Source organism: Rhodospirillaceae bacterium (assembly GCA_018660465.1).
Taxonomy (GTDB): Bacteria; Pseudomonadota; Alphaproteobacteria; order Rhodospirillales; family JABJKH01; genus JABJKH01.
Map to the genome: position 1 here is coordinate 1 of JABJKH010000090.1, position 26196 is coordinate 26196.

Consider the following 26196-nt stretch of genomic DNA (forward strand, 5'->3'; position numbering starts at 1 on the left):
CCTTGATTGCCTTGGCTGCACCCGTCTGACGTGTCTGCGATTTCTGTCTCATCTTCGTTCCCTTCGGTCACTACGATGAGCTAAAAATCCTCTCTTATGCAATCCCGCTAATTTGTTCCATAGGCGCTGACGTTAGACACTCCGTAAGTTTGTTTGTCTAAGCTCGATTTTGCACCCTCAACAAGAACAATTTTTCTTCCTAACGATATAATTCCGATGGATTGACCAAGAAGTTTTAATGCCTCATTAGTTTCATCATCATCTTTTACAATTATGGCTTGGTTATTCTCACTCGATTTTACCGGCGAGATAAAAACAACTGTGTTGTCAAGAGAAGCAGTGATGATATCAGGTGAGTGCGTACAGAAAACAAACTGATTCCTTTCTCCTACTGAACGTAGGGTTTGAATCAGTTTATAACTTAACTCAGGGTGCAAATGAAGTTCAGGTTCATCAAAGAAAACAATGCAGTCACTTGGGTTTCGGAGCAGAAAATCAAAAACAATATTTACGACCTCTCTTTCTCCAGAACTTAGGGCATTAATAGAGTGCCGAGAACCTTCAGATTCAAAGAAAAGGTCTTGTTCTTTTGCGGTTGCATCGAGAAGAATTTTTGGTGCAAGAAGTTGGCTAAAGGCTTCTTTGAAAGGAGCAAGAGGGTCTTTAAAATTAAGCTCCATGTTCTCTTCGCCAGCTAGTATTAAGGCTTCCGCTTTATCAGCGATTTTTTTACGTCTAGCCTCAACCTTTCGCAGGATGGCATGAAGTGTATCTTGCCACCTATTCTGAAGGCCGCCAAAAGTAAAATTCCAACCAATTGATTCTTCGTCAGGATCCGTAATATCCCATGAAAAAGCATAGGGTTTAATTTTTTGAATCGTCCTATTGCTTTCAAAATTGAGAACACTACTTTTCCAATTTCTCCTAAGTCTATTAGACTGAAGGGTTGCTGTAAGTTTTGTGCAATCTTCTGGAACTGATGTATTCAGTTCCCTCTGCCCCCATGCATCTAATTCTTCTTTCGTTGTGGCCTCAATGATGAGTGTAGACGTAAGTACAGGAGTGGGATTCTGCAGATGTGAAATTAGGGAATTTATTAAACGGCTTTTTCCTACGCCATTTGGCCCCGCAAGCACTACGACATCAGATAATTCATCAACCGAAAATGTCTGAATAGGCAACACCCCTTCAGATTGAATTGATTTTAAATACATAGGTTATCCTTCTGTAGTAGTATTTTATTTCTAATATTAATAAACATACAGAATGTAAAAATTCAATCATCGGTTTAATTGCAATGTATATCAAGACATAAAAAAAACTTAGTTTTAGGGGGCAAGTCTTGAATTGTGAATATCCCCTAAACAGTCCCCACCGGCATAACCGGAGACCCCACCGCCCCCGTCAATCTCAACGGCGGTGCCGTCAGTAACAGCCTCGACCGCTCATTCTCCCTCAGCCATCCAGCCAACTCCGTCAGATACCAAATCTCGCCTAGGTGTATCCCCAGTTTGAACAAACAGTGTTCGTGCAGCGGGAGTCTTGAGCCTTTTATGTTCTGGCGGGGCGGGCCGCCGATGTCTTCGACGGCCATGTTGTCTGAGGCGATGACAGCGATCCCGGAGTCGGTCACCCATTCGAGAATTTTGGGGTCGAGGGAGTCGAGCACGGCGCAGGAGCGGTGGAGTTTTTCGGCGTCCGGGTCGAGGTTCATCTCTAGGATCATCTGGCCCCAGCCGGTGTGGATCAGCAGCATGTCGCCGGGCTCGATTTCTATGGCGTCGTCGGCCATGATTTTTTCGAGCATGTCGTAGTTTACCCGCACCCGTTCGTCGCCATAATGCGCGTGGAAATCGAGCATCACGGCGCGGCCTTGCACGCAGGTTTCAGCCATGTTGTGAATGCCGAGTTGGTGCGCGGCGACGCCTTCGAAATCGCCATCGTCCAGAGCCATGACATCGGTGCCGGCGCGAAAGCCGTTGTAGTACATGCGTTCGGGTGTGCCGTCGTCCATGGCATCGAACTCGCCGCCAAAGTGGGCGAGGCTGTCCCATTGTGTCGAATACTGGGTATGAATGATCGCGACATCATCGGCGCTGACATCGGTCAGGCCGGGCACCAGTTTGGACCACGCCATGTTGTAGTATTCGTGGCCTTCATGATACGTCGGGCGCAGTTGCGGCGGGTGGCGTTTTGGGTTGACCGAATTGCCGCCAGGGTAATCCAACGGCAGGCTGAGGCAGAAGGATTTGCCTTCCTTGACCTCGGCCACGCCTTGCATGACTTTCTCAGGCGTCAGCAGGTTCAACCGACCCTTTTGGTCATCCGGGCCAAAATCTCCCCAGTTCGAGCCCCTGGGCCTAATTTTCCATCGTGAGTTTTTTTGGCGATTGTTCTCGTGATTGGCCATGGACTCCCCCTTTGTGTTGGGGGAAAGTATGCGATGGTTATTCCTCACCAAGAAAGAATAAAAAAATGAAGTACGAGATTATTTCCGCAGACTGCCACGTCGATCTGATCTGGCTGCCGCCTGATCTTTTTACCGCCAACGCTTCTGCCGCCCTAAAAGACCAAATGCCGCATGTGGTTGATGGTGAGATCGGGCCGGTGTGGGTGACCGATCAGGGCGCATCGTTTGGGCTAATGAACGGCATGGGCTCTGGCGGACGCGAATATAAGCCGGGCGAAATTCAACGCTCTGACCGGATGGCAGAAACCGGGCTTTATTCGGATGGCAAGGCGGGCATTCGCCGCCTGACTGATCCTGATCTACGGGTGAAGGACCAAGACTTGGATGGCATCCAAGCCGAAGTCCTGTTCGGTGTCTTGGGTGCCGCCCAGCGCATGGGCAATGCGGAAGCGGCGGTTGAGGTCACGCGTATTTATAACGACTGGCTGGACGGGTTCTGTAAGACCCATCCCGAACGCTTCGCAGGGTTGGCCTGTATCCCCAACAACGACATTGATTATGCGGTGGCGGAGATCAAACGGGTCGCGGCCATGGGCGGCGTGCGCGGGATCGAAGTGCCGCTGACCACCGGTATGGTGCCGTTGTATGATCCGGTGTGGCATCCGCTCTGGGCAGCGGCAGAAGACTCTGGCTTACCACTCAACTTTCACACCATCGGCGGCGGACGGCCCCCGATGGAGAAGCTGCCCCCCTTGCAGCAACGCCAAGCCTGGGCGGTGTATGTCACCGGGTTCCAGTTGGGCATGGGCCGGGTGTTGATGGAAATAATTTATGGCGGCGTATTGGAAGCCTTCCCGAAACTCAAGATCGTGATTGCGGAAAGCGGCATCGGCTGGATTCCCTACATCCTCGACCACATGGATTTCGAATGGGAGGAACAGTTCAAAGACCTGACCCTGACCATGAAGCCGTCGGATTACTGGAAGCGTCAATGCTATGCGACCTATCAAACCGACCCGATCGGGATCAGGTTGCTGGATGTCTTGGGTGAAGACAACATCATGTGGGGGTCAGACTTCCCACACCCTGATGGGGTCTGGCCGGATTCGAAGGAATTCATCCAACAAGAATTGGGCGACGTCCCCGAAGCAACCCGCCAGAAGATCATCTGCGGCAATGCGGCAGCGTTGTATGGCTTTGCATAAAGGAGGTTCAAAATGACAGACCAACGCGCGATACCTTTCATGTTCATGCGGGGCGGGACGTCCCGGGGGCCTGTGTTCAAGGCAAGCGATCTGCCCGAAGATCGCGATACATTGGCAGCGCTCCTGATCTCTGCTGTTGGGTCTGGGCATCCTTTGAATATCGATGGCGTTGGCGGCGGAAATGCGGTGACAACGAAGGTTCCCATATTATCGCCCTCAGATGATGACTGGGCCGATATTGACTATTTCTTTGCCCAGGTTCAGGTCGAAGACCGGCTCGTTGATTTCAGCGCCACGTGCGGGAATATGCTCAGCACCGTTGGACCGGCATCGATTGAAATGGGTTACATCGCGCCCGAAGGAGAAACGACTGAAGTGAAAATTCGCTCCGTGAATACCGGTGCGCGATTTGTTTCCACTGTGCAAACGCCTGATGGCAATGTGAAGTATGAGGGCGATGCGGCGATCGATGGTGTGCCCGGCACTCACGCCCCGATTAAGCTTAGGTTCATGAAGGTCGTCGGATCAAAGACCGGAAAGTTCCTGCCAACGGGAAATCTACGCGACACCTTTGATGGGACAGAGGTCACCTGCATGGACGTGACGATGCCGTGTGTCATTGGCCGGGCGTCAGATTTTGGGATCACGGGTTATGAAACCCAGAAGGAGCTTGATGCGAACAAAGGGCTCTTTGCCAAAATGGAGTCCATCCGCTTGCAAGCCGGTGAAGCGATGGGCCTGGGGGATGTGAGTAAATCAGTTGTCCCAAAGTTTGGTTTGTTCTCACCCGCCAAAAATGGCGGCACAATTTCTGTGCGGTATTTTATGCCCTGGCAAACCCACCCAACCTGTGCCGCGACATCATCGCAGTGTTTGGCGGCCTGTGCCCTCACGCCAGGGACGATTTCGGATGGGTTATTAGACCGGCCCGACGGCACGCCTGCGACAATTCTGATCGAACACCCGCTTGGTGCGATTGAGGTTGGTATCGATTATGAACTCACCGGGGACGATATGGATGTTCGTTCCGCTGAAATTCTCCGCACAGCGCGAAAGCTGGCCCAAGGAGAAATCTTCGTTTCGTCAGAAATTTGGGAATAAATCTGCCGATCCAGCGTTAATCTAAGTATTCACACATCTGTGATGCTGATTTGAGGGGCCGAAGGTTTGTAATTGGGGCTGTGGAAACCTAAATAAAGACCATTACAGCCATGGGCGGCAAAAAAATGGAGATGAAGATGTTAAAGAATACCGGTTTTAAAAGTTTAGGGGGCGGTGTCGCCCTTGCGGGTGCTTTTGTGATTTCATTTGCAATGGGCGCCCAGGCAGCAACCCCGACTGTCATTACGCTGACCCAAACGCCGTGTCAGTTTGTCGAGCCGGAACACGGCACCGACCATAAATTTAAATCGACTAAGAAAGCCGATTGCGATGCGATCAATGCCAAGTCGGGCAGTGAACGCCTGGCGAAGTCCAAAGTTATGAACCTCAAGGCTGGCGATTACATTTTCCGGGTGACCAATAAAAACGTGCCGTATTCACTCGGGTTCTGGATCCGGGGAGCCTCTTTGGTCGACCGGGCCTTGCTGCCCAGTACCTCCGGCGGTGGCCTCACGACGGGTAAAACCAAAGACTACAAGATAAAGTTGAAACCCGGGAAGTATGTTTTCTCGTGCCCGCTAAACCCCACCGTTAATCATAAGGTCGTTGTCGAATAAGGCGTTATTTGTCCGCCATGCGGTCGGCGAATTTAAAGCCAACGCTTCCCATAGCGTCGACCGTCTTTTCACCAAACTTATCGGCGATGGCCTTGCCCACATGGGGATGAAAAACAACCTCATCTCGGGGGTCGCCTTCGGGGATTTGTATGGTCACCAGAAGTCGCGCTGTTTCATCAGATATGTTCTCAAAATCACGATAAACACCGGCAGGGACGGAGATAAAGTCGAGCGGTTCCAATTCGGTTGAGTTCTCACCGTCCTCGCCCCAGGAAATTCTAAAGCGGCCGTTCAGGCATAAGAAATTCTCAACCGTCTTGGCGTGACTATGAAGCCCTGGTTTGTCGCCCGGCAGGCATTCAGCGATAACCACCGTCAACCCATCTCGGCCTTTGATCGGCGCAACTGCGGAGCGCCCTGTCCAGCCTTCCGGCGACATGATGGGATACACCGCCTTGGGTGAGACAAATCCAATCGCCTCGGCCGGAACCCCCGTACTTTCCATGATCGACTCCTTGTAAGGTTTCAAGTCCTTAAAGCGCGCAATTCGCTTCGTCATGTCTTCGGGGGATATGTCGATGGATGTCATTGGTTTTTCCTTAGGTGAAAGCGGTCCAAAATATCTTTGCGGAATTCGACTCCAAAGGCCAGAAACAAAAAATAAAGGCAAAGTCCCCGCCTTTTCGCGGTTAATTTAATGCTTACTGTTTTTTCATAAGTTGTTGTCTATGATGCGTGAGCCGTGTTGCCATTGATCTTGAGACTTCTTCCCACGGCTCGCGATTTGCTTGAGAACGCTAGAGACGGATTTTAATTAACATGACGACAAATTTATACGACGATGTTGGCGGTCGGCCGTGCATCGAACGGGTTCATAAAAGATTATACGACAAATTGCTCAGCCATCCTTGGCTTAAGGATTTCTTCAAAGGCAATGACCGGAACCATCTGGAGTCCCAGCAGACCGAATTCATGATGATGATTTTGGGCGGACCAAAAATTTACGGCGGGCGGCCACCGGCGACGGCCCATTGCCATATGTTCGTTACCGAAGAGGTTTTTCTGATCCGCCACGAACTCCTCAAGCAATCCCTCACCGAGGCCGGCGTAAGTCCAGAGCATAAACTGCGATGGCTTGAATTCGATTATGGTTTCAAGGCGGCATTGGTTAAGAAGTCGATCGACGACTGCGAAGGTCGCTATAAGAACGAACCGATTATCGTGGTGGATAAACCACGCTAACTTTATCTCCTAAACAGGACGATCTCCGGCAATTGTGATCCGGTGCATGACGCGTTTGTAGCCGTGATAATCGTTGACCGGATTGTGCTGACTGGCGCGGTTGTCCCAGAACGCGGCGGCACCTTCGGACCAGCGGAAACGGTATGTGAATTCCGGTTTATTCAAGTGAGCAAAAAGGAATTCTAGAATGGGCTGGCTTTCTTCGATGCTCAGTTCCTTGAAGCGGACCGAATGGGCAAGATTTACGAACAGCGCCTTTCGCCCGGTTTCCGGATGGGTGCGAACAGCGGGGTGCTCGGCGATGAGTTCTTTGGGTGCAGGTTCTTCTTGCTCAGCAACGCGATGTTTGCGGGTATCGCTGACGCGGGCCTTGGCCGATGTATTGACCACTGTCAGGCCGTCTAGAAATTTTTGATATGCGGGCGACAATGCTTCATAAGCCAAGTACATGTTTGCGAATTCTGTATCCCCACCGGATGGTGGCAATTCCCGGGCGAGCAAAAATGTACCTAACGGTGGTTCTTCAAGATACGTGGTATCGGCATGCCAAAGACCGCCGAAGTTAATTTTTTCTTCGGGCAGTTTTATGACGGGAATGACGTGGGGAGCCTCCTCAAGGCCCTTCACCAAGGGATAATCAACCAGCGGGCCAAACCGTTCCGCAAACTTCGCTTGCTGGTTGGGCGTGATATGTGCCTGATCGCGGAAAAAGATGACCAAGTGTTCAAGCAGTGCTGCGCGAATTTCAGCGATGGTTTGATCGCTCAGGTCTTCCCCCAAATCGACGCCGGAGATCTCAGCCCCTAACGCACCTGAAACCGGTTCGATTTGGATCGTTTGATTTGACATCCTCTGGATCTCCTTCTCACGTTGTAAAATCATACCCCCAAAAACCTTGCATTTGAAAGGCCGACTGCGCACGATTAAGGCACGTTTGGAAAAGATGAAGGACTAGCCATGACCATCGCTCACGACCTCGCAGAACGAATTCTGGATTTTAAGTATGCCGACCTGCCGGAACAGGCGGTGCGTTGGGCGGAGATCGCATTTCTAGACACGGTTGGTGTGACCTTGGCGGGGGCGACGGAAGACTGTACGCAGATTCTTGAACGGTTGCCGGGTGCTCTGGCGGCAGGCGGTCCTTGCCTCGCCTATGCTTCGGGCCGACGGACCGATCCGATGAACGCGATGCTGATCAATGGCACCGCGTCTCATGCGTTGGATTTCGATGATTTCGCCTGGGGGATCGGCGGTCATCCGTCAGTGCCGCTGGTCCCGGCGATTATGGCGGTGGGGGAGATGCAGGCGGTTTCGGGCGAAGACGCGATCACCGCCTATGTTGCTGGGTTTGAAACCGAAAGCCGCTTCGGCCATGCGCTGCATCCGTATCATTATAATCGTGGCTGGCATCCGACGGTGACGCTGGGAATTTTCGGCACGGTCGCCGCAGCCGGGCGCTTGATGGGTTTGGATAAAGATCAAATGGCAACAGCACTCGCCATCGCCGCGTCCATGGCCAGTGGTGTGAAGGCGAATTTTGGCACCATGGTCAAGCCGCTGCATGTTGGTCATTGCCTGCGGGACGGGATGATGGCGGTGATGATCGCCAAGGACGGTTTCACGGCCAGGGACGAAGCGTTCGAACACAAGCAAGGGTATTTCCAAGTCTTCAACGGCGAGGGCAATTTTGATGCTGCCAAGCTGTTTGAAAACTGGGCCGACCCGTTGGAGATCGTCAGCCCTGCGTTTGGCTTGAAACAATTTCCTTGCTGCGGCAGCACCCACACGGCGATTAATTGCCTGATGGAACTGAGCGATGAACATGACCTAACGCCGGACAACGTGGTGAAGATTGATGTGCTGGCGAACCCGAACCGGTTGCCGCATACGGATAACCCCAATCCGGAAACCGGGTTGGGTGGGAAATTTAGTCTGCAATACTTGATGGCGAGGACACTGACCGACCGGCGTGTTGTCCTGTCTTCGTTTGAAGACTCCGCCGTTCAAGATACTGCCGTGCGCGACCTGATGCCGATGGTTTCGATGGGGGCGCACCCTGACATGGCGTATGACGGCGACAATCAGTTTGGCGCGGAAGTTACCGTGACCAAGAAATCAGGCGAGACCTTCAACCGCCGGATCGATCACCGCCTGGGCCGTGGGCCGGATCACCCGATGAGCCGGGATGAGATGTGGGACAAGTTTTCTGACTGCGCCGGGCGGGTGCTATCAACAGAGCGCATCCCGGCGCTATTCGATCAATTGGATACGTTCCGGAAGCTGCCCCAAATCAGCGCCGTCAGCGATGCCATCGAAACCGCCTGGACCCAAAACGCGGCTGCGGCGGAGTAAGGCGCTTTACTCAGCATCCTTCGAGACACCGCTTCGCGGCTCCTCTGGATGAGGTTTATTTTTGAATGTAAAAAAATCCTCGTCCAGAGGAGGGCCACTTGGCGCGTCTCGAAGGATGCTGAGTAGAACTCGCTCGTCGCCCTTTACCCTTCCCGAAGAATGGTTAATAGTTCGCCTTTGATTTACCAATATTTCGGAGACCCTTCCCATGGCTAAAACCAACGAACTCAACGGCGGTCAGGTGATCGTTGACCATCTCATTAAAGAAGACGTGCCGTATGCCTTCGGGCTCTGTGGCCATGGCAACATTGGTTTCATCGATGCGTTGTATGAACGCTCAGACGAGATCGAAACCGTCTCCGTCCACCATGAAAGTGTGTCGGGCTTTATGGCCGATGTGTATTACCGGGTGACCGGCCAAGCGACCGCGACGTTTACGTCTTGCGGGCCGGGCTCGGCCAACATGCCGATCAGCCTTGGCAACGCGTATTTGGACTCTGTGCCGTTCTTTGCCGTCACCGGCAACGTGCCGACCAGCCAATTCAATCGCGGCGCGTTTCAGGAACTCTACAGAAAATACCAAGCCGATTTCCCCTCGACCGTGCAGGCCTACTGCAAACAAGTGTTCCAGCCAACCCGCGGCGAACAGATGCCACAGATGGTGCGCCAAGCATGGAAGACCATGGTCACGGGACGGCCCGGGCCGGTGGTGCTGGACGTGCCGTTTGATATCTTTAAAGAAGCCGCGGCGGAAGAAGTTCCTGATCCGAAAGAATGGAGCGGTAATATTTCGTGCCGCTGTGGCGCCGACCCGGAAGGGGTTGAGAAAGCCGTAAAAATGTTATTGGCAGCCGAACGTCCGGCGATCATCGTCGGCCAAGGGGTGAAGTACGGCGGGGCGACGGACGACCTGTTGGCGCTGGCTGAAAAACTCCACATTCCGGTAACTTGGTCGGCCAGTGGAGCGGGGGCGATCAGCAGCGATCATCCTTTGGCGATGGGGCTGGTTGCGCGGAACGGGTTCTATCAGGCCAATCAAACAACGCGTCAGGCCGATGTCTTGCTGGCGCTGGGCGTGCGGTTTGATGATCGGACGTCGAGCACTTGGATTCAGGGCTATTCGTTCAACATCCCCCCGACCAAGCTGATCCATGTGGACATTGACCCGGACGAAATCGGGCGAAACTACCCGGTTGCCTTGGGGTTGATGGCGGACGTGCGGACGTTTATGCGCCAAGTGTTGCACGCGGTGGACGGTCATGCGGAATTGCCCGCCTTGCCGGAACGCCGGGCCAACTGGCTCGCTGCCCTCAATGGCTACAAAGATGAATGGAACGCTTTCATCGCCCCTGGGTTCAAGGACGATTCCAGCCCCATTCACCCGCAACGCGCCGCCCATGTGATTGACAATGCCCTGCCGGAAGACGCGATTTTGGTCTCCGACATTGGCATCCACCACAACTGGCTGTTGCAGTTCTGCAATCCCAAACGCCCCGACTCGCTGATCGGCTCCATGGGCTTTGGCCCGATGGGCTTTGGGGTTGCGGGCGTGCTGGGTGCCGCGCTCGCCGCGCCGGATCGGCCTTGTGTTTCGGTCTGCGGCGACGGCGCGTTCTTCATGCACGCCAACGTTTTGGGCACCGCCGTCGAATACAACATCCCGGCGGTGTGGGTGGTGTGGAACAACTACGCCTATGCCTCGATCCGCGGCCTGCAACGGGGATATGTGGGAGGCCGCGAACTCGCCACCGACTTCAAGCACCCAGAAACCGGCGAACCCTACAACCCCGACTTCGCCGCCATGGCCCGCTCGGCGGGTGTCACGGGCGTCAGCGTAGACCGCGCCGACGACCTAGGCGACGCCATCAAAGCCGCCATCGCCGCCAAAACGCCGTACCTGATTGATGCGAATATTCAGGCAGAAAATAACCCGGCAGGGGCAGGGGTTTGGGAACTGCCAGGATTGGGGGTGAGTAAGCCTGGGATTGGGGAGCGGTTTGAACCCTAGGGTTGCGGGAGTAAATGGAATGATTATGTCTTAAATATTACCTAAAAAGTGGTCCAATGACTCGTTTAAGATGCATTGCATTGAGCATTCTCTGGAATTTTATAAACAGGAATAGCCTCTATATTTAACTCTACCTTTCGAGCAATTTTGCGGAGTATTCGATGCGATGACATTACAAAATTTCTTGTACGACATAAGACTAGCTTTGGATTGATTCCTTTCTTCGACCTTATCGTTTCCGTTAGGCGGCTTAAGTCAATCTGATATGACTTGATTTGATCGTTGATATCCTTAGTGCCAAAAATTATATCGTACTCCACTACACGCCATTGTAGTTTTGTAATTTGTTCTTCGATAATTAAAATAATTTTCTTTTTCTCTTTCTTATTTTCTAAATTATTATTTAGTTTCCGAATATTATTAAGGATATTTGTTGTTTCTTTATTTAAATCATTCAAATTATTAAGGATATAGGCAGAACGAATTTTTTCTTTTTCAAAATCTTGGTTTAATTTAGGTACGTAATAATTCGTAAGTATTGCGCCAACGATGATAAGAACGAGAGTTAGCCATACTGGCATACTTTCTTGCCTAATGATTCTCCATAGATACTTAGCAAATATTTTACCAAATCTCATAAAATTACTTTCACATGTCCTCGCTATCAGTAGTTACGAGCCATCGATTATTCGGTTCTTCTTACTGGTGTATCTAATCCAATTGTGGATCGAGCACTCATGCACTCAGTCCTAACTTTTTCAAATCCTTCCTCTCCAATGGACTGCATAATGCCTCTGTATAAATCGCAGGATTGGCGTAATTCTGGCAATTCGATTGTTACTCCGCCATTCGTAACATTTAAATTGTTTGTTGCTTCACTGAAGCTAATGTTATCAAGAGCAACTGCAATTACCAAAACAACGAAAACTGCGCCCATAGTATTAATGGCAACTTTGATAGCACCTGGCGAATTAAAGTTAAAACTAAAATATTGAACTGCAGCGGGGTCATAAAATTCCGCTATCGCACGTTCGTAACTTAGATTCGCAAATTCTTGTTGGCGCCCTAATTCCGCTGCCAGGTAAGCAGAATAGAAATATTTTATTATGGTTGCCGACGCAATTATACCTTCTGGGTCACGTGAATTATAGCGTTCTCCAAAGAACGTCGCTTTCGACCTTCCAGCAATCGTAAAATTGTCATAGACGCGCTGGTAAACTTCCATGGATATATCATTTAATGAAGAATTCACTCCTTCGTTTAGATTTATAATTGCGTGACGATTTTCCAGTCCTCTCGAAATGGCCCGGCTGAAACGCCGTTTTTCTATACTTTTTGATATCCACTTAACTTTACGGATTGGTACGCTTTCTTCATCAAACTGCACAACCCGGATTTCGTCGCGGGGCGAAAACTCAGAAGTAAATTCGCCAATTAAGACCCCCGCATACTGACCAACACCAGGGACCATCACCAAATCACCAACCTTTGCCTCTTTATATAGGCTCCGTACGTTCCCTATTGCGGAGTTAAACCCCCTTTCTCTTGCAATCTCCCGGTTTGCAGGACCAGAACCATAAGTATTTGGATTGTAAGATGGGGGTGTGTCAGTTCTACCCTCGCAGTATTGCTTTACGGAATCAGACATCCTCAGATGTTGCCGTATTGTTTCAATACTATCAAAAGTTGAAGGCGTTGCAGAAAATCCAGGGACTTCTAAAAACACACAATTGAATTCATTAAAGTTACTGTATTGCCGTTTCCTCCGCCCGGAGTGCAATGCCCAAATGCTATGATCATCGGGAATAACCCTCGTGGTTAGGTCAAATGTAGCCATTATTCTATTCCAAAATTAACAGATTATCTTCATGTAATATCATACAGTAATTGTGAGAAAATATCTATTAATTAATTTCTTGAATTAGTTATAACCTTATTTTTTATGCAGGTGTTAAATATCATTTTTACTAGTAAAAAAGGCAGGCCATGACCAACCCCATGGGGTCGGTCACACACAATAAGCCATGGGGTCAAGTCTTGAATTGAACCACGCAGGACCACGGGGTCAAGGACCACGGGGTCAATTCTTGAATTGTGAATTTATTGATTTAGGTCCTGCCTCTTAGCATCCTTCGAGTCCCGGCGCTTTGCGCCGCCTCTGGATGAGGTGGGGGAGGGGGATGTTATTTAAATCAAAAAAGAACCTCATCCTGAGGAGCGCTGGAAGCGCGTCTCGAAGGACGGGGAGTAGATATAGGTCTTCTTATCGGCTTAGGATTTTAGGGAACTCAGGTCGGGTCTTCTTCCTAACCCACTTTCCCCAACACCCCATTCGCCCGCTCTACCACTTCCTTCTGCGCCGCCTCTAATTCTTCAAAAGATATGCGGCCGATCATGCCCAGCGTGTTGTTCATGGGATCAGAGGCCTTTCCCGGCAGGGCGGTGAAGACGGCGATTTTGACTTCTTCGGAGGCGGTTCTTAAGGCGACCGCCAGGGTGCGTTCGTCAACCGATTGAATGAGGCGGGTCAATTGGGCCTCGCTCAGGGTGACGAGGTCTTCGATATCTTTGATCCCTGAATTTTCATTATCGGTTGGGGGCATGGTACTTTCCGTTGGGGCTTAAATATGGAATGCGCTTAGTTGATTATTTCGGGCAATAGCATCGGGTCAATTATTTCCTGGTAGGTTCGGTCCGCCTTCATTGCACGCAGAACCCTCGATATTTTAGAGACGAGGCCTTTATGCTTTTTATTTAGGTACAAGAACATATCCACCTTTTTAAGGGGAGGTTGTAGAATTCTTATCCCATCCAGCTTATTTTTCCGGATATAAAACTGTCCTGGCAATTTACTATAGAGTACAAGGTCTACGCGGTTGTGGACTAATATTTTGAATAGTTGATCCGCGTTCGTGGCCGTTGCAACTTGTCCCATAAGGGAGGATTTTTGTTCAAAGATTTTCCAGCCAGTAATAATGCCGACCGAAAAAGGACGGAGGCTTTTCCATCCATTGAGGCTAACGTTATTTTTTTTGGTAAATCCGACAAATGAAATTGTGTACAGGCTCTCGGGTACGGAAATTAAATTTGGGTATGATTTCTCTAGCCCTCCAATCCGAAAAGCATCGCCGTCGTCAAGGCCACTATTTGCGTTTAGCAGGGCTCTTTCCGCAGGGAGTTTGATAACTTTAAGGCGATGACCCAAGCGCCTGAATGCTTCCTTGAGGAGGCGATCAATTATGCCCTTCTCATCGGCAGTGTGAAAGGGAGGGTGCGCGGCAGTATTTATGATAAATGTTTGTTGCCCAAACGAAGGTTCGGCAAAAAGTAGAAGGGGCAATACGAGTATCACATAAGTGAATTTCATATTTCACACCAGACATTAATTAAAAGAAATCCTACAACATTATTATTAACTCCCCATAGAGTAACAAAAGTGCCTCGCCGTTGGAATAAAAATAGAGGCGCTGAGTAAAGTAACCACGTCTGCCAATTTCCCCTGGCGCAATCCGCTCCTCCTGCTAGCATGTTCCGACACGATCTAACTCAACCAAATAAAGGATACAAAATGGGTTTATTAGCAGTTGGCGAAGCGGCGCCGGCGTTTACGCTGCCCAATCAGGACGGCTCAGATGTGGCGCTTGCGTCATTTTCTGGCAAGTATGTTCTGATGTGGTGGTACCCCAAGGCTGACACGCCTGGGTGAACGATTGAAGGCAACGGGTTCCGTGATCGAATCCAAGATTTTAACGACAAGAACGCCGTAATCGTGGGGCTGAGCTTTGATCCCACGGGCGATAATAAAGCGTTTCGGGATAAGTTCGATTTCCCGTATGACCTGCTGAGCGACGTGGATACGTCGGTGTCGGCATCCTTTGGTGCGGCGGAGCAGGGTCAGGAGAAGGCGAGCCGGGTTTCGGTGCTGATCGCACCGGACGGCACGATTGCGAAAACCTACGCAACCGTCACCCCCGCCGATCATCCCGATCAAGTCTTGGCGGATTTAGACGCGCTCGGTTAAGGCTTACGAAAATTTAACCGTCAATAAGGGCCGCTCTCAAATTTGAGGGCGGCCTTTTTTTGTGCCGATACACCCGCTTATAAATTTCTTCAAAAAATATATTGACAATCTACTTGTCATTATGACATATAACTTGTCATTAACGAATTGTAGGTAGGCACATGAACCGTCAACAGGCTAAATCTTTCTATCCGTTATCCCTGTCCGTCAGATCGTTGTTTCACAAGATGGGAAACGCGGTCACGTTGTTGCACGAAGGCAGCGGGATTTCTGGCGGCATGCGCGCGGTTATGGAAAGCCTGATCAGCAATGGTCCCAAAACAGTTCCAGAAATTGCGCGGGCGCGGCCGGTGTCTCGCCAGCACATTCAGACGTTGATTAATGAATTGCTACCGTTGGGCTTTGTCGAATATCAGGACAATCCCGCACATCGGCGATCAAAACTCGTCGCCATTACCGAAGAAGGCCGCGCCGCGTTTGCTGCGCTGCGGTCGCGGGAGATGGAGGCGTTATCCAAGCTGTCGATCAATATCTCACCAAAAGAATTCGAAGATGCAGAACGCATATTAACCCAGCTAATCGACCGCTTTCAAAGCGCCGAATGGCATTCAATCGTTGAAGACCTCTCACCAAATGAAAAGGAATAATACAATGTCAAATCGAATACCCTTCAAACACTATGCAATCGTCACGGCGAAAGTCGTCGGCTGGAGCTTTCTGCTGGCGGCCCTAGTGCATATTTCCTGGAACATGTTTGCGCCGGACATGTTCGGGCTCGAACCCATCCGAATGAAACAAGCGCTTGGCTTGGTTTTGTTTGCGGCAACGTTCTCATTTTTAATTAAGCGCGGCGGTCACCGAAACGCACATTCTGCATCTGCGTAACAATTGCGGTTGCGCGGGCATGGCCTCTCCCGGCACTATCATTAAATTGATATCCAGGAGAACCCGCCATGCCCGACGCTGACCACAAATCGAAAGAAGAATACGACGCCGTTGCCACCCAGCAGATGAACCAGCATCTGATCAGCACCGATGAATGGACGCTGAAAGAAAAGCTGGCGCTGAGTTGCCGGATTTTGGATCGCCAAGACCAGGGGTCTGCACTGGCCGGGCACGTGACCGCACGGGGGCCGGAGCCTGAGACATGCTGGACCGTGCGTTTTGGTCTTGGCCTGGATGAGGTGACGCCGGATGATTACCTGCTGGTCGATAACGAATTAAATGTGCTGGAAGGCGAAGGCATGCCAAGCCCGGCAGCGCGGTTTCATCTCTGGGTGTTTCGCCGTCGCCCGGACGTCATGGCAAGCATTCATACCCACGCACCTTATACGTCTGCGTTGTCGATGATCGGCGAGCCGCTGAAGCCGTCGCATATGGATACGTCGATGTTCTTCGATGACTGCGAATTCTTGGCGCACTGGCCGGGGCCGCCGATTGGCGACGAAGAAGGCGATATTATCTCCGCCGCCTTGGGTGATAAGCGATCAATTCTACTGGCCCATCATGGCTATCTCGCGGCCTGTTCGACGTTGGAGGAAACCTTGGTGCTGGCGTACTATTTTGAGCACGCGGCCAGGCTGCAACTGCTGGCGATGTCGGCCGGGACCATTCAAGACCTTGATCCCAAAGCAGCCCAAGACGCGCATGATTATCGGCTGAAGCCGGCACCGATTGCGGCAACGTTTCATTACTTTGCACGGCGGGTATTGCGGGATGATCCGGGGTGTTTGGGCTAAGTTAAGTTCTTCGCAAACTAAAGCCCCATCAACTCAAAGACACATTTTAAGTGCCCGGATGGGGCTTTATTTACATGCTCGAAGCATGACCCGATTTTAGAACCGGGTGTTGTTATGTTTGGTTGGATATGTCTGTTATCTGGTCAGGTGGCGTCAATTTTTTAACCTCCATCACTGTTTCCAGCAGTCTAGCAGAAACAGGGTCCCGAAGGTAGATTGAACAAATTCCGATCCTAGGTACAAATGCCTGAATACTTGGAAAATAATGCTTGCGCCGGGAATATTATGCTAATGCCACCGCCCGCTTTGCCATGACCGTCACCAAGTGCGCGCGGTACTCTGCACTCGCATGAATGTCGGCATTTAGATCATCGGCGGGAATAGAAATATTCGCGACCGCACCGGCGGAGAAGTTTGCGGCCAAGGCCGCTTCCATCTCCGGGATGCGGAAGGCGGATGCTCCGGCACCCGTCACGGCGACCCGCACATCATCCCCGAACTTCGCAACCATCACGCCCACAACGGCGTAGCCAGAGGCGGGGTTGGGGAATTTGATGTAGCCCGCACGATCTGGGATTGGAAAGCGTACGGCGGTAATGATTTCCTGTTCGTTCAGGGCGGTTTCAAATAGATCGAGGAAGAAATCGTCCGCGGCGATTTCACGTTCATTGGTGACGACCGTTGCGTTTAGGCCCAACACACCTGCTGGATAGTCTGCCGATGGGTCAGAGTTGGCGATGGAGCCGCCGATGGTACCCCGGTGCCGGACGGCCGGATCACCAATGCCGCCTGCCAATACGGCAAGTGCCGCAATGGCCTTTTTGACATCGTCAGAGGCCGCGACATCCGCATGATGGGTCATGGCACCGATGGTCACGGTGCTGCCGTCGGTGGAAATGCCGGCCAAGTTATCGACGCTGGCCAGATCAATAAGATCGCTCGGCATGGCCAGGCGTTGTTTTAATGTCGGGATTAGCGTCATTCCGCCCGCCATTACTTTTCCATCTTCCGAGCCCTTTAACTTTTCGACTGCATCATCGACGGAGTTCGCCTTGGTATATTCAAATTCATACATCTTTTAGCCCTCCGCCTGCATGGCTTTTGCGCCAGCAACAATTGATTTCACGATGTTCTCATAGCCGGTACAGCGGCAAAGATTGCCTTCTAGCTCATGACGAACAGTGTCTGCGTCCACATCGGGAATGCGCCGCGCGATATCCAACGCCGACATCACCATGCCAGGGGTGCAGTAGCCGCATTGGAGGCCATGGTTTTCCTGGAACGCAGCCTGCATGGGATGGAGTGAGCCATCCGAGTTGGCGACACCTTCGATGGTTTTGATGTCGGCGCCTTCCGCCTGAACCGCCAACATGGTGCAGGATTTCACCGAAACCCCATTTACATGGATCGTGCAGGCACCGCATTGGCTGGTATCGCAGCCGACGTGTGTTCCTGTTAGTTGTAAATGCTCACGGATGAATTGGACCAGCAGGGTTCGATCTTCGACATCGCCCGAAACCTCCTTGCCATTCACGGTCATGCTTACTGTCGTCATCGTCTCATCTTTCCTTATTAACTTTATTTAGCGGCCTGAATTGCCTGCCACACCCTGAGCGGTGTGAGCGGCATGGCCAAATCTGTTACACCTAAATCTTTTAAGGCATCCAACGCTGCGTTCACGATTGCCGGTGGTGCACCACAGCATCCACCTTCGCCAGCGCCCTTAACACCAAGGTCATTGGTCTCGCACCGCACTTCGTTCGATCCAACGTTCAGGTCCGGAATCATGCTCGCGCGCGGCATGCAATAGTCCATGAACGTGCCTGATAGGAATTGCCCGGTGTCATCGTCATAGACCGTGTGCTCACACAATGCTTGGCCCAACCCTTGGGCAATCGCGCCGTGGACCTGACCATGGAAAAGCATCGGATTGATAATCACGCCACTGTCGTCAACGGCGGAATAACGATCAACCTCAATCACGCCGGTTTCCGGATCGATTTCCACTTCGGCAATGTGCGCGCCGTTGGGGAAATTATAATCCGCTTCCCGCTCATAATGTTCATTTTCATCGAGACCTGTGTCCGAGCCTTCCGGCAATTTATCAGGATCGTGTGCCGCCATGGCGACTTCGGATAAGGATATGCTGGCACCACTGTCCGTCGCGGTATAGACGCCGCTGGCGAACTCGACTTTGTTCTCGCCGGTTTGCAGCAAGTGGGCCGCAATGACTTTGCCTTTTACGATCACCTTCTTCGCCGCTCGTAAGATTGAGACCCCGCCCATCTGAGACGACCGCGACCCGCCGGTTCCATGACCACGGGGGATTATGGCCGTGTCACTGCCATCGATGAAATTCATCTTTTCGAAGGGCAGCCCTAGAGCGTCGTGTGCGATTTGTCGAAACGCCGTTCCGTGACCTTGGCCATGGGAGAAGGTGCCGACCAATATCGTCGCCGACCCGTCAGCTTCCATGCGAATCCGACCAAACTCTTCTGGCTTGCCGCCGGAACTTTCCATGAAGTAACCAAGACCAATGCCGCGCAACTTGCCGTTCCTTTTGGACTCAGCCCGACGAGATTCAACTCCGTCCCAGTCAGCCTTTTCCATCGCCATGTTCATGGTCTCGGTAAACTTGCCGCTGTCGATTGCGAGGTTTTGGGAATTGGTATAGGGGAAATCTTCTTCTTGGATGAAGTTAAGATTACGCATTTCGATCGGGGTCATGTCCATGACCTTGGCGGCTTCTTCCATCAAGCTTTCCATGATGAAGGCGGCTTCTGGCCGCCCGGCCCCCCGATAGCTGTCCGTCGGTGTGGTATTGGAAAACGCAACGCGTACCGATTGATAGACTTCGGGAAGTTTATAGACAGTGCCTGTGATCCGGCGACCGTTATGGGTTGGAATGGCAGGGCCATTTTCTAAAAGATATGCACCTACGGACGCAATTGTTTCAATCTTCAGGCCTAAGGCACGGCCATCTGCGTCCATCGGCAGTTCAGCATGGGTCACGTTGTCACGGGAATGATTGTCTGAAACCATCGATTCAAATCGATCACCCTGCCATTTTACCGGCTGCTTTAACTGCTTGGCCGTCCACATGAGAACCAAAAGTTCAGCATAGGCTTTGCTTCTGACCCCGAAGCCACCGCCGGTATCTTTTGAAATGATGCGAATTTTTTCAGGCTCAAGGGGAAACACCTTGATAATGTTAGAATGCATCCGGTTGGCACCCTGGCTGGGCGCATAAAGAATCATCGTTCCCGTATTGTCATCGTAATCACCAATGGCGACACGGGGTTCCATCGGGGCTGCGATCAAGCGATTGTTGATCAGGTCAACCTTAGCGACGTTCGGCGCAGACTTAATAATTGCATCAATCTCGGCGCTATCTTTATTCTCAAAATGGACGCAGAGGTTTCCTTTGGCTTCCGGCCAAATTTGCGCCGCACCTGGCTCCAGTGACTTGGCAGTATCAACAACCGACGGAAGTTCTTCGTACTCGATCTCAATCATCTCAACCGCATCGCGTGCTTGAACGTGGGTTTCAGCAACAACAATGGCAATCAAGTCCCCAACGAAGCGCACCCGTTCCGACTCCAAGGGCCTGCGGCGTGGATGATACATGGGATTGCCCTGTAGATCCTTGATGTTCGCGTTGCAAGGAACATCATTCACGTCACCCGCCGCGTCGATATCCTTGCCTGTATATACAGCGATGACACCGGGGCTACTTTTCGCCACTGTCGTATCCAAGGAGAGGATTTTTGCGTGTGCATGGGGCGAACGTAAGAAACAGCCAAAGGCCTGGCCCTCTAAATTAAAATCGTCCGTATAAACGCCTTGTCCCGTCACCAGACGCACATCTTCCGCGCGACGGACCGGCTGGCCCATTCCAAATTTTTCCATTTTTGCTTAACCGTTCACCGACTATTTCGAATGTTTAGATGAGGAATTATCCACGGCGCTTCCTTGAATGCAAATTATATTAGTTTTATTTCAGTTGGACTGGATATCACTTAATCATTTTCGCAAGTCTCTTAGGTGATTAGGATGTTAGCTTGGTAAGGGAGTTAATGAGATGACAATAGATAGCGAAGACGTCTTAGAACAAGCTTCAGCTTGGAAAGAGGCCGGTCGTGGCGTTGCTGTGGCGACGGTCATTCAGACCTGGGGATCGTCCCCTAGGAGAGCCGGGTCGCAACTGGCGGTCGATGACAAGGGCGCAATGATTGGGTCTGTATCTGGCGGTTGCATCGAATCCGCCGTGGTTCACGAGGCCCAACAGGTCATTGAAGACGGTGAGCCCCGGACCCTTAGCTTTGGCATTACCAACGAACAAGCCTGGGAAGTCGGCCTAACGTGTGGTGGCAAAGTAAAAGTCTTTGTCGAACGCCTCGATTGATTAACAGAGGACCTTATGAAAAGCACCACACTCAATACCCTTCTTGAAGCCCGCAAGGCAAAGCGTCCGATGGCGATGCTCACAGACCTGGCGACCGGCATTCAGCATTTGGTCTTTGGCGATGACGACGGCAATCAGCATGGCTTCAGCGATGAAATATTGAACGCGGTCCAAAAGTCCATCAAAGACGACAAAAGCGGTACACTGGAAACCGACGCTGGCAGCGAATATTTCGTTCACGTCCACAATCCACCGCTTCGTTTGTTCGTCGTGGGGGCTGTTCATATTACCCAAGCCTTGGCTCCGATGGCGGCGTTGGCGGGGTATGATGTGACGGTGATCGATCCCCGGGGTGCCTTCGCCACGGACGAGCGATTTCCCGGTGTGACCCTATCAAACGAGTGGCCCGACACTGTGTTGGACGCTGCGGACTTGGATGCGCGCACGGCCGTCGTGACCCTGACCCATGATCCCAAGATCGATGATCCGGCACTGAATGCGGCCTTAAAGGCGAATGTCTTTTATATTGGTGCGTTGGGCAGTACCCGAACCCATGCAAAAAGGGTCGAGCGTTTGCAGGAAGCGGGATATTCGGAAGATGACATCGCCCGCATTCATGCACCCGTGGGGCTTGATATCGGCTCTGTTCTGCCAGCCGAAATAGCAGTCTCCGTCGTTGGTCAAATGACCGAAGCCCTGCGTCGGGGTTGATGTGAATGCTGTTCGGTGAAACACCCCTGGATGAGGCAGAAGGTGCGATCCTGGCGCATAGCGTCCGATTAACAAATGCGACTTTTAAAAAAGGCCGTGTGTTATCAGCCGAAGATATAGATGTCTTACAGGCAGATGGCATTGCTTCCGTCATTGCCGCACGCCTGGAGAAAACGGATGTCGGAGAAGATGAGGCCGCCAGTCGAATTGCCGCAGTTTTAGCAGGCGATAATCTCCGTGCTGGCCCTGCCTTCACCGGGCGTGCGAATTTGATCGCGGAAACGCCGGGATTGGTGACTTTCGACAAGGATGTGGTTGAGCGTATCAATTTGGCACATGAATCTTTGACAGTCGCGACCTTGGCTGAATTCGAATTGGTGGAAGAAGGCGGCCTCGTCGCGACGATAAAGGTTATTCCGTTTGCGGCTCCGGTTGATGCTGTAGAGGAAATTGAGTCGATTGCTAAGTCTATGGGGGTGACTCCATTTATTCCGACTGTGGCGAGTCTCATCCAAAGTCGCTTGCCGCAAACCAAGGACAGCGTTCTCGATAAAACAGCGGATGTGACCCGGGAACGCATGGAACGATATGGCGGATCACTTGCTTTTGAGCACCGCTGCAATCACGACTCTGCAGACATTTCTGACACTATTGCCCAGGCGACCCAACAAGAAATTGGGTTGCTTCTAATCGCGGGAGCGTCCGCCATTACAGATCGACGCGACGCCATCCCTGCAGCGATTGAGCAGGCGGGGGGACGGATTGAACATTTCGGCATGCCGGTTGATCCTGGGAATCTTTTGTTGCTGGGGCGGTTGGCGGACGATACCCCGGTCATCGGTCTGCCTGGATGCGCGCGTTCGCCTAAGACCAATGGCTTCGACTGGGTATTGGAACGATTGTTGGCAGGGCTGGACGTCGCTGGAGATGATATAAAACGCATGGGCGTGGGGGGGTTGTTAAAAGAAATCCCGAGCCGTCCGCTTCCCCGCGATGAAACTGCTAGGGACACTGATATGACGGCAACTGCCCCGCGTGCACCCAGGATTGCAGCGCTGATTATGGCCGCAGGCCAGTCCCGGCGCATGGGGGCCGAAAACAAACTGTTGGCCGATGTGAATGGCACACCCATGGTCCGACGGGTGATGGATCAGGTCATGGCTTCAAAAACAGGCCCAGTCGCAGTCGTTCTGGGGCATGAGCCTGAGAGGGTCAGAGAATGTTTGGCAGGACCCGATGTTACGTTTGTGGAAAATCCAGACTTCGAACAAGGGATGAGCACGTCGCTGATAAAAGGGCTCGACGTGTTGCCGGACGATATTGATGGTGTGGTTGTTTGTCTCGGCGATATGCCGCGCGTGGCAGCAGAAGATATTAATCATCTCATCGCAGCGTTTAGTCCCATCGAAGGCCGTGCAATTTGTGTCCCGACCCACCGCGGCAAACGCGGCAATCCTGTTCTCTGGGCACATCGTTTCTTCGACGAAATGCGCCACCTTCATGGCGATGTCGGCGCGAGACATCTCATTGGCGAATACGCTGATGTGGTCGCTGAGATCGAGATGGAGGATGACGGGGTGTTATTAGATGTGGATACGCCCGAAAAATTATCTGATATCACGGCCCGCTCGTAAGTTTTTAAGGGCTGTTCTTGTCCGCCTGCCCGGATTGGTATACGACGTGGCTTTGAATTAGCTTAAATTTGGAGAACACCCGATCATGGATATGAACGGTGAATATCGCATCGCCGCCTCTCAACAAGTTGTTTGGGACGCTTTGAACGACCCTGAGGTTTTGCGTGCCTGTATTCCCGGCTGCGAAACCGTGGAAAAAGTTTCTGATACGGAATTTACGGCCAAGGTTACGTTCAAGGTCGGCCCTGTAAAAGCCAAGTTTACAGGGGATGTTACCTTGTCTGATATCAATCCCCCGGACAGCTATACCATTTCCGGCAGTGGTAAAGGCGGTGCGGCTGGCTTTGGTAAGGGCGGTGCTCAGGTTTCTTTAAAAACGGACGGTGATGAAACCGTTTTAACCTACACTGCAAATGCGTCAGTTGGTGGCAAACTCGCCCAAGTAGGGCAACGTTTGATTGATTCGACATCTAAAAAACTGGCAGCAGAATTCTTTTCCAGTTTCGCCGCACATTTGAGTGGTGACGCTGAGGTCGAGCAAGATGCACCTGCTAACGTTCAGGAAAAAAGCGCAACCCAGGATAAGAAAGAACCTGATGCTGGGGCAACCTCGAGCCAGTCGACTCTGCCATGGATAATAGCCGGTGCCAGTGTGGTGCTGTTGGCTGTTTGTTATTTTACCCGCTGAATGCGCGCCTGTTTCATAAACTTGTTTCCCTTTAGGTGGGCTCCCTCTATAAGTATCGCGGCCCGGAAAGGGCCAAAATGCTTAATAAGGACCAACAGGGGCTCAGATGGCGGGAAATAATCGGAAAGCGTTCGAGCAAAATCTAACGAAAGCGGCAAATGGTTTGAACGTTTTGGCGGCCGGCTGGTTGATGGCAATTGCGGTGCTTATTCTATACGACGTCCTTGTTCGCGAGGCTGGAATTCCGGCGGGTCTCTTTAAAGAGCCGTTTTATGGAACCAACGAAATCGTTTCAAATTCAGTCGTTGCCATTCTTTTCCTTCAACTTCCCCTCTCTATCCTGAACAGGAGTTCGCTCCGCACCACAATTTTTTATTCGCAAGCCGGTCAAAAAGGCAGAGGTTATATTGATGCCACGTCCTATATAATTGGCGCCGTAATGTTCCTCCTGATCGCCTGGGGTAGTTGGGATAATATGATCGAAGGGTGGGAAATTGGCGAGGTCGAAGGATCAGGCATTATCACCATTCCTGTCTATCCGATTAGAACACTGCTCTTTGCTGTCAGTGGAATTGTTGCAGCCGTTTGTTTGCTTCTGGCCTACGACGCCGTGGCGCACCCGGAAGAGACTGAAGAAGATTCTATCGTAGCAGGTTAATAGCAACATCAAAATTCACATCGAAATTCATGAAGTTTAGTACGGCGCATGCCGGGATTTTATTCGAGAGGGATCGTTAGGCGATGGATCAAAATACGATAATTTTGCTGATGTTAGGGCTTATGCTTGTCGCCATTACATCCGGCGTCCACATCGCCTTTGCCTTTGGCATTACCGCCTTTATCGGCAACTGGATCATGTTCGAAGAATTTGACGTAGCCCTCGCATCTGCGGGTAACGTTGCCTACGAACAACTCAGAAGTGAGGTCTTCGCGACCATCCCGTTGTTTATCTTGATGGGAGATTTCGTCAGTCGATCAGGATCTGCCCGAGATTTATATAATATTATCAATCATGGCTTGAAGCTGGTGCCCGGACGTTTGGCAGTCGCCACTGTTGCAGGTAACGCAGTCTTTGCAGCGGTTACTGGTGTCAGTATTGCCGCTGCCGCCGCGTTTAGCCGCATCGCCTATCCGCAAATGCGCCATCATGGGTATAGCCGAACCTTTGCCTTGGGGTCGGTTGCAGGGAGTGCCTGTTTGGGGATGCTAATCCCGCCCAGCGTCTTAATGATTGTTTGGGGCATCATTACGGAAAAATCGATCTCTCAGTTATTTATCGCGGGCGCGATCCCAGGGCTGCTGCTGTCGGCTTTCTTTATTGCTTACACGGTGATTTGGGCGAAGATGCGGCCCGATGTCGTGCCAAAAGTTGATCGTATGGATGACGATGATCAACAGTTATCGCGGGCAGAAGTCATTAGCGGCATCGGAATTCTTGTCCTTATTTTGATGGTTCTTGGCGGCATTTGGGGCGGCTTGTTCACGCCGACCGAAGCCGGTGGCGTCGGCGCAATTTGCGCGATGATCTTGGGATTGATTAAGGGGATGAAGGCACGAGCTTTTGTCCATGCGGTCATTGATGCGGGTAAAACTGCGGCACCGATTATGCTCCTCCTGCTGACGGCGGCGATGTACGCAAAATTCTTGGCTGCTGCCGGCATTTCTGACCTCATTCAAGCAGCGTTCTCCAGCTTCCAATTAGGCGAATTCGGCATTGTCATGGTGATGGTCATTATTTGGCTGATCCTTGGCATGATATTGGATTCAATTTCGATCATTCTGCTGACCGTGCCAATCTTCGCGCCGGTAGCCGAAGCCGTTGGTTTTGATCCCATCGCGTTCGGTATCTTTGGCATCTTGGCAATTGAAGCCGGTTTGCTGACACCGCCGTTCGGGCTGCTGGTCTATACGGTCAAAGGGGCCGTTGATGATGATGCCGTGACCCTATCGGAAATATTCGCGGGCTCAATCCCGTATTGGATATTGATGCTGGTTGTTATGACCATGATCTGGATTTGGCCTGAAATCGCCCTTTGGCTGCCGAGGTTGGCTATATCCTAGAG

At 51.5% G+C, this 26196-nt stretch carries 28 protein-coding genes; 17 read left to right on the forward strand and 11 right to left on the reverse strand.

The window, feature by feature from the left end; genetic code table 11:
• Nucleotides 1-107: 107 nt before the first annotated feature.
• On the reverse strand, nt 108-1214 hold the full coding sequence (locus tag HOM51_15190) for an ATP-binding protein (protein MBT5035857.1): 1107 nt from the start codon (nt 1212-1214) through the stop codon (nt 108-110).
• A 146-nt stretch (nt 1215-1360) separates the two neighbouring features.
• A complete protein-coding gene (locus HOM51_15195; protein ID MBT5035858.1) occupies nt 1361-2410 on the reverse strand; it encodes a cyclase family protein in 1050 nt (349 codons plus the stop codon).
• 65 nt (nt 2411-2475) lie between these two features.
• Between HOM51_15195 and HOM51_15200 the strand changes: the two genes are divergently transcribed.
• From HOM51_15200 to HOM51_15210, 3 genes are all read left to right on the forward strand, one after another.
• The gene (locus HOM51_15200) at nt 2476-3615 is read left to right on the forward strand and encodes an amidohydrolase (GenBank protein ID MBT5035859.1); all 1140 of its coding nucleotides are present in this window, start codon (nt 2476-2478) and stop codon (nt 3613-3615) included.
• Between the two features lie 12 nt (nt 3616-3627).
• Nucleotides 3628-4716 carry a 4-oxalomesaconate tautomerase gene (locus tag HOM51_15205; protein ID MBT5035860.1) on the forward strand — a complete coding sequence of 363 codons (1089 nt, stop codon included), beginning with the start codon at nt 3628-3630 and terminating at the stop codon, nt 4714-4716.
• A gap of 212 nt (nt 4717-4928) precedes the next feature.
• Nucleotides 4929-5333: a hypothetical protein gene (locus tag HOM51_15210; protein ID MBT5035861.1), complete on the forward strand. Its 405-nt coding sequence runs from the start codon at nt 4929-4931 to the stop codon at nt 5331-5333.
• A gap of 4 nt (nt 5334-5337) precedes the next feature.
• Here HOM51_15210 and HOM51_15215 read toward each other — a convergent pair whose 3' ends face one another.
• Nucleotides 5338-5922 (reverse strand): cupin domain-containing protein, encoded by a 585-nt coding sequence (locus tag HOM51_15215; protein MBT5035862.1) that lies wholly within the window; start codon nt 5920-5922, stop codon nt 5338-5340.
• Between the two features lie 230 nt (nt 5923-6152).
• Between HOM51_15215 and HOM51_15220 the strand changes: the two genes are divergently transcribed.
• The gene (locus HOM51_15220; protein ID MBT5035863.1) at nt 6153-6575 is read left to right on the forward strand and encodes a group 1 truncated hemoglobin; all 423 of its coding nucleotides are present in this window, start codon (nt 6153-6155) and stop codon (nt 6573-6575) included.
• Nucleotides 6576-6584: 9 nt separating this feature from the next.
• On the opposite strand, the gene HOM51_15225 is transcribed toward HOM51_15220, so the two are convergent.
• Nucleotides 6585-7424 carry a taurine dioxygenase gene (locus HOM51_15225; protein ID MBT5035864.1) on the reverse strand — a complete coding sequence of 280 codons (840 nt, stop codon included), beginning with the start codon at nt 7422-7424 and terminating at the stop codon, nt 6585-6587.
• 108 nt (nt 7425-7532) lie between these two features.
• Here HOM51_15225 and HOM51_15230 point away from each other — a divergent pair, with 108 nt between their 5' ends.
• Together HOM51_15230 and HOM51_15235 are read left to right on the forward strand one after the other, a co-directional pair.
• The gene (locus tag HOM51_15230) at nt 7533-8927 is read left to right on the forward strand and encodes an MmgE/PrpD family protein (protein MBT5035865.1); all 1395 of its coding nucleotides are present in this window, start codon (nt 7533-7535) and stop codon (nt 8925-8927) included.
• A gap of 208 nt (nt 8928-9135) precedes the next feature.
• Nucleotides 9136-10935 carry a thiamine pyrophosphate-binding protein gene (locus tag HOM51_15235; GenBank protein MBT5035866.1) on the forward strand — a complete coding sequence of 600 codons (1800 nt, stop codon included), beginning with the start codon at nt 9136-9138 and terminating at the stop codon, nt 10933-10935.
• Between the two features lie 65 nt (nt 10936-11000).
• Here the strand turns inward: HOM51_15235 and HOM51_15240 are convergent, their stop codons facing one another.
• The 4 genes from HOM51_15240 to HOM51_15255 form a co-directional block, all read right to left on the reverse strand.
• Complete coding sequence (locus HOM51_15240; GenBank protein ID MBT5035867.1) at nt 11001-11516, reverse strand: hypothetical protein; 516 nt, start codon at nt 11514-11516, stop codon at nt 11001-11003.
• Nucleotides 11517-11620: 104 nt separating this feature from the next.
• Nucleotides 11621-12772, reverse strand: a complete 1152-nt coding sequence (locus HOM51_15245) for a hypothetical protein (GenBank protein MBT5035868.1) — start codon at nt 12770-12772, stop codon at nt 11621-11623.
• A 469-nt stretch (nt 12773-13241) separates the two neighbouring features.
• On the reverse strand, nt 13242-13538 hold the full coding sequence (locus HOM51_15250; protein ID MBT5035869.1) for a hypothetical protein: 297 nt from the start codon (nt 13536-13538) through the stop codon (nt 13242-13244).
• A gap of 35 nt (nt 13539-13573) precedes the next feature.
• Nucleotides 13574-14302, reverse strand: a complete 729-nt coding sequence (locus tag HOM51_15255; GenBank protein ID MBT5035870.1) for a transporter substrate-binding domain-containing protein — start codon at nt 14300-14302, stop codon at nt 13574-13576.
• A 201-nt stretch (nt 14303-14503) separates the two neighbouring features.
• On the opposite strand from HOM51_15255, the gene HOM51_15260 reads away from it, so the two are divergent.
• The 5 genes from HOM51_15260 to HOM51_15280 all read left to right on the forward strand — a co-directional run bounded on the left by HOM51_15260 (nt 14504) and on the right by HOM51_15280 (nt 16695).
• Nucleotides 14504-14641 carry a redoxin domain-containing protein gene (locus HOM51_15260; GenBank protein ID MBT5035871.1) on the forward strand — a complete coding sequence of 46 codons (138 nt, stop codon included), beginning with the start codon at nt 14504-14506 and terminating at the stop codon, nt 14639-14641.
• 3 nt (nt 14642-14644) lie between these two features.
• Nucleotides 14645-14956, forward strand: a complete 312-nt coding sequence (locus HOM51_15265) for a redoxin domain-containing protein (GenBank protein MBT5035872.1) — start codon at nt 14645-14647, stop codon at nt 14954-14956.
• Between the two features lie 161 nt (nt 14957-15117).
• The gene (locus tag HOM51_15270) at nt 15118-15603 is read left to right on the forward strand and encodes a MarR family transcriptional regulator (protein MBT5035873.1); all 486 of its coding nucleotides are present in this window, start codon (nt 15118-15120) and stop codon (nt 15601-15603) included.
• A 4-nt stretch (nt 15604-15607) separates the two neighbouring features.
• Nucleotides 15608-15841, forward strand: coding sequence for a hypothetical protein (locus HOM51_15275; protein ID MBT5035874.1), 234 nt, complete (start codon nt 15608-15610; stop codon nt 15839-15841).
• A gap of 68 nt (nt 15842-15909) precedes the next feature.
• Nucleotides 15910-16695 (forward strand): aldolase, encoded by a 786-nt coding sequence (locus HOM51_15280; GenBank protein ID MBT5035875.1) that lies wholly within the window; start codon nt 15910-15912, stop codon nt 16693-16695.
• A 283-nt stretch (nt 16696-16978) separates the two neighbouring features.
• Here HOM51_15280 and HOM51_15285 read toward each other — a convergent pair whose 3' ends face one another.
• The 3 genes from HOM51_15285 to HOM51_15295 are packed head-to-tail and all read right to left on the reverse strand — an operon-like array spanning nt 16979 to nt 20604.
• Nucleotides 16979-17770, reverse strand: coding sequence for a xanthine dehydrogenase family protein subunit M (locus HOM51_15285; protein ID MBT5035876.1), 792 nt, complete (start codon nt 17768-17770; stop codon nt 16979-16981).
• A 3-nt stretch (nt 17771-17773) separates the two neighbouring features.
• Nucleotides 17774-18250: a (2Fe-2S)-binding protein gene (locus HOM51_15290; protein MBT5035877.1), complete on the reverse strand. Its 477-nt coding sequence runs from the start codon at nt 18248-18250 to the stop codon at nt 17774-17776.
• 23 nt (nt 18251-18273) lie between these two features.
• Nucleotides 18274-20604, reverse strand: coding sequence for a xanthine dehydrogenase family protein molybdopterin-binding subunit (locus HOM51_15295; GenBank protein MBT5035878.1), 2331 nt, complete (start codon nt 20602-20604; stop codon nt 18274-18276).
• A 172-nt stretch (nt 20605-20776) separates the two neighbouring features.
• Here HOM51_15295 and HOM51_15300 point away from each other — a divergent pair, with 172 nt between their 5' ends.
• The 6 genes from HOM51_15300 (at nt 20777) to HOM51_15325 (ending at nt 26194) form a co-directional block, all read left to right on the forward strand.
• Nucleotides 20777-21100 (forward strand): XdhC family protein, encoded by a 324-nt coding sequence (locus HOM51_15300; protein ID MBT5035879.1) that lies wholly within the window; start codon nt 20777-20779, stop codon nt 21098-21100.
• 15 nt (nt 21101-21115) lie between these two features.
• The gene (locus HOM51_15305; protein ID MBT5035880.1) at nt 21116-21811 is read left to right on the forward strand and encodes an XdhC family protein; all 696 of its coding nucleotides are present in this window, start codon (nt 21116-21118) and stop codon (nt 21809-21811) included.
• Nucleotides 21812-21816: 5 nt separating this feature from the next.
• Nucleotides 21817-23445 carry an NTP transferase domain-containing protein gene (locus HOM51_15310; protein ID MBT5035881.1) on the forward strand — a complete coding sequence of 543 codons (1629 nt, stop codon included), beginning with the start codon at nt 21817-21819 and terminating at the stop codon, nt 23443-23445.
• A gap of 85 nt (nt 23446-23530) precedes the next feature.
• Nucleotides 23531-24133: a carbon monoxide dehydrogenase subunit G gene (locus HOM51_15315; protein ID MBT5035882.1), complete on the forward strand. Its 603-nt coding sequence runs from the start codon at nt 23531-23533 to the stop codon at nt 24131-24133.
• 106 nt (nt 24134-24239) lie between these two features.
• Entirely contained in the window at nt 24240-24791 is a 552-nt protein-coding gene (locus HOM51_15320) for a TRAP transporter small permease (GenBank protein MBT5035883.1), read from the forward strand.
• An 83-nt stretch (nt 24792-24874) separates the two neighbouring features.
• Complete coding sequence (locus HOM51_15325) at nt 24875-26194, forward strand: TRAP transporter large permease (protein MBT5035884.1); 1320 nt, start codon at nt 24875-24877, stop codon at nt 26192-26194.
• The last annotated feature ends 2 nt before the right edge of the window (nt 26195-26196 follow it).

Excerpts from the sequence above, each read along its gene's own strand:
- HOM51_15290 (MBT5035877.1), bottom strand. The coding sequence starts at position 18,250 with ATGACGACAGTAAGCATGACCGTGAATGGCAAGGAGGTTTCGGGCGAT.
- HOM51_15225 (MBT5035864.1), bottom strand. The coding sequence starts at position 7,424 with ATGTCAAATCAAACGATCCAAATCGAACCGGTTTCAGGTGCGTTAGGG.
- HOM51_15275 (MBT5035874.1), top strand. The coding sequence starts at position 15,608 with ATGTCAAATCGAATACCCTTCAAACACTATGCAATCGTCACGGCGAAA.
- HOM51_15295 (MBT5035878.1), bottom strand. The coding sequence starts at position 20,604 with ATGGAAAAATTTGGAATGGGCCAGCCGGTCCGTCGCGCGGAAGATGTG.
- HOM51_15280 (MBT5035875.1), top strand. The coding sequence starts at position 15,910 with ATGCCCGACGCTGACCACAAATCGAAAGAAGAATACGACGCCGTTGCC.
- HOM51_15250 (MBT5035869.1), bottom strand. The coding sequence starts at position 13,538 with ATGCCCCCAACCGATAATGAAAATTCAGGGATCAAAGATATCGAAGAC.
- HOM51_15220 (MBT5035863.1), top strand. The coding sequence starts at position 6,153 with ATGACGACAAATTTATACGACGATGTTGGCGGTCGGCCGTGCATCGAA.
- HOM51_15310 (MBT5035881.1), top strand. The coding sequence starts at position 21,817 with ATGCTGTTCGGTGAAACACCCCTGGATGAGGCAGAAGGTGCGATCCTG.
- HOM51_15240 (MBT5035867.1), bottom strand. The coding sequence starts at position 11,516 with ATGCCAGTATGGCTAACTCTCGTTCTTATCATCGTTGGCGCAATACTT.
- HOM51_15215 (MBT5035862.1), bottom strand. The coding sequence starts at position 5,922 with ATGACATCCATCGACATATCCCCCGAAGACATGACGAAGCGAATTGCG.
- HOM51_15235 (MBT5035866.1), top strand. The coding sequence starts at position 9,136 with ATGGCTAAAACCAACGAACTCAACGGCGGTCAGGTGATCGTTGACCAT.
- HOM51_15270 (MBT5035873.1), top strand. The coding sequence starts at position 15,118 with ATGAACCGTCAACAGGCTAAATCTTTCTATCCGTTATCCCTGTCCGTC.
- HOM51_15205 (MBT5035860.1), top strand. The coding sequence starts at position 3,628 with ATGACAGACCAACGCGCGATACCTTTCATGTTCATGCGGGGCGGGACG.
- HOM51_15255 (MBT5035870.1), bottom strand. The coding sequence starts at position 14,302 with ATGAAATTCACTTATGTGATACTCGTATTGCCCCTTCTACTTTTTGCC.
- HOM51_15190 (MBT5035857.1), bottom strand. The coding sequence starts at position 1,214 with ATGTATTTAAAATCAATTCAATCTGAAGGGGTGTTGCCTATTCAGACA.
- HOM51_15325 (MBT5035884.1), top strand. The coding sequence starts at position 24,875 with ATGGATCAAAATACGATAATTTTGCTGATGTTAGGGCTTATGCTTGTC.
- HOM51_15260 (MBT5035871.1), top strand. The coding sequence starts at position 14,504 with ATGGGTTTATTAGCAGTTGGCGAAGCGGCGCCGGCGTTTACGCTGCCC.
- HOM51_15300 (MBT5035879.1), top strand. The coding sequence starts at position 20,777 with ATGACAATAGATAGCGAAGACGTCTTAGAACAAGCTTCAGCTTGGAAA.
- HOM51_15230 (MBT5035865.1), top strand. The coding sequence starts at position 7,533 with ATGACCATCGCTCACGACCTCGCAGAACGAATTCTGGATTTTAAGTAT.
- HOM51_15195 (MBT5035858.1), bottom strand. The coding sequence starts at position 2,410 with ATGGCCAATCACGAGAACAATCGCCAAAAAAACTCACGATGGAAAATT.
- HOM51_15200 (MBT5035859.1), top strand. The coding sequence starts at position 2,476 with ATGAAGTACGAGATTATTTCCGCAGACTGCCACGTCGATCTGATCTGG.
- HOM51_15315 (MBT5035882.1), top strand. The coding sequence starts at position 23,531 with ATGGATATGAACGGTGAATATCGCATCGCCGCCTCTCAACAAGTTGTT.
- HOM51_15210 (MBT5035861.1), top strand. The coding sequence starts at position 4,929 with ATGGGCGCCCAGGCAGCAACCCCGACTGTCATTACGCTGACCCAAACG.
- HOM51_15245 (MBT5035868.1), bottom strand. The coding sequence starts at position 12,772 with ATGGCTACATTTGACCTAACCACGAGGGTTATTCCCGATGATCATAGC.
- HOM51_15305 (MBT5035880.1), top strand. The coding sequence starts at position 21,116 with ATGAAAAGCACCACACTCAATACCCTTCTTGAAGCCCGCAAGGCAAAG.
- HOM51_15285 (MBT5035876.1), bottom strand. The coding sequence starts at position 17,770 with ATGTATGAATTTGAATATACCAAGGCGAACTCCGTCGATGATGCAGTC.
- HOM51_15320 (MBT5035883.1), top strand. The coding sequence starts at position 24,240 with ATGGCGGGAAATAATCGGAAAGCGTTCGAGCAAAATCTAACGAAAGCG.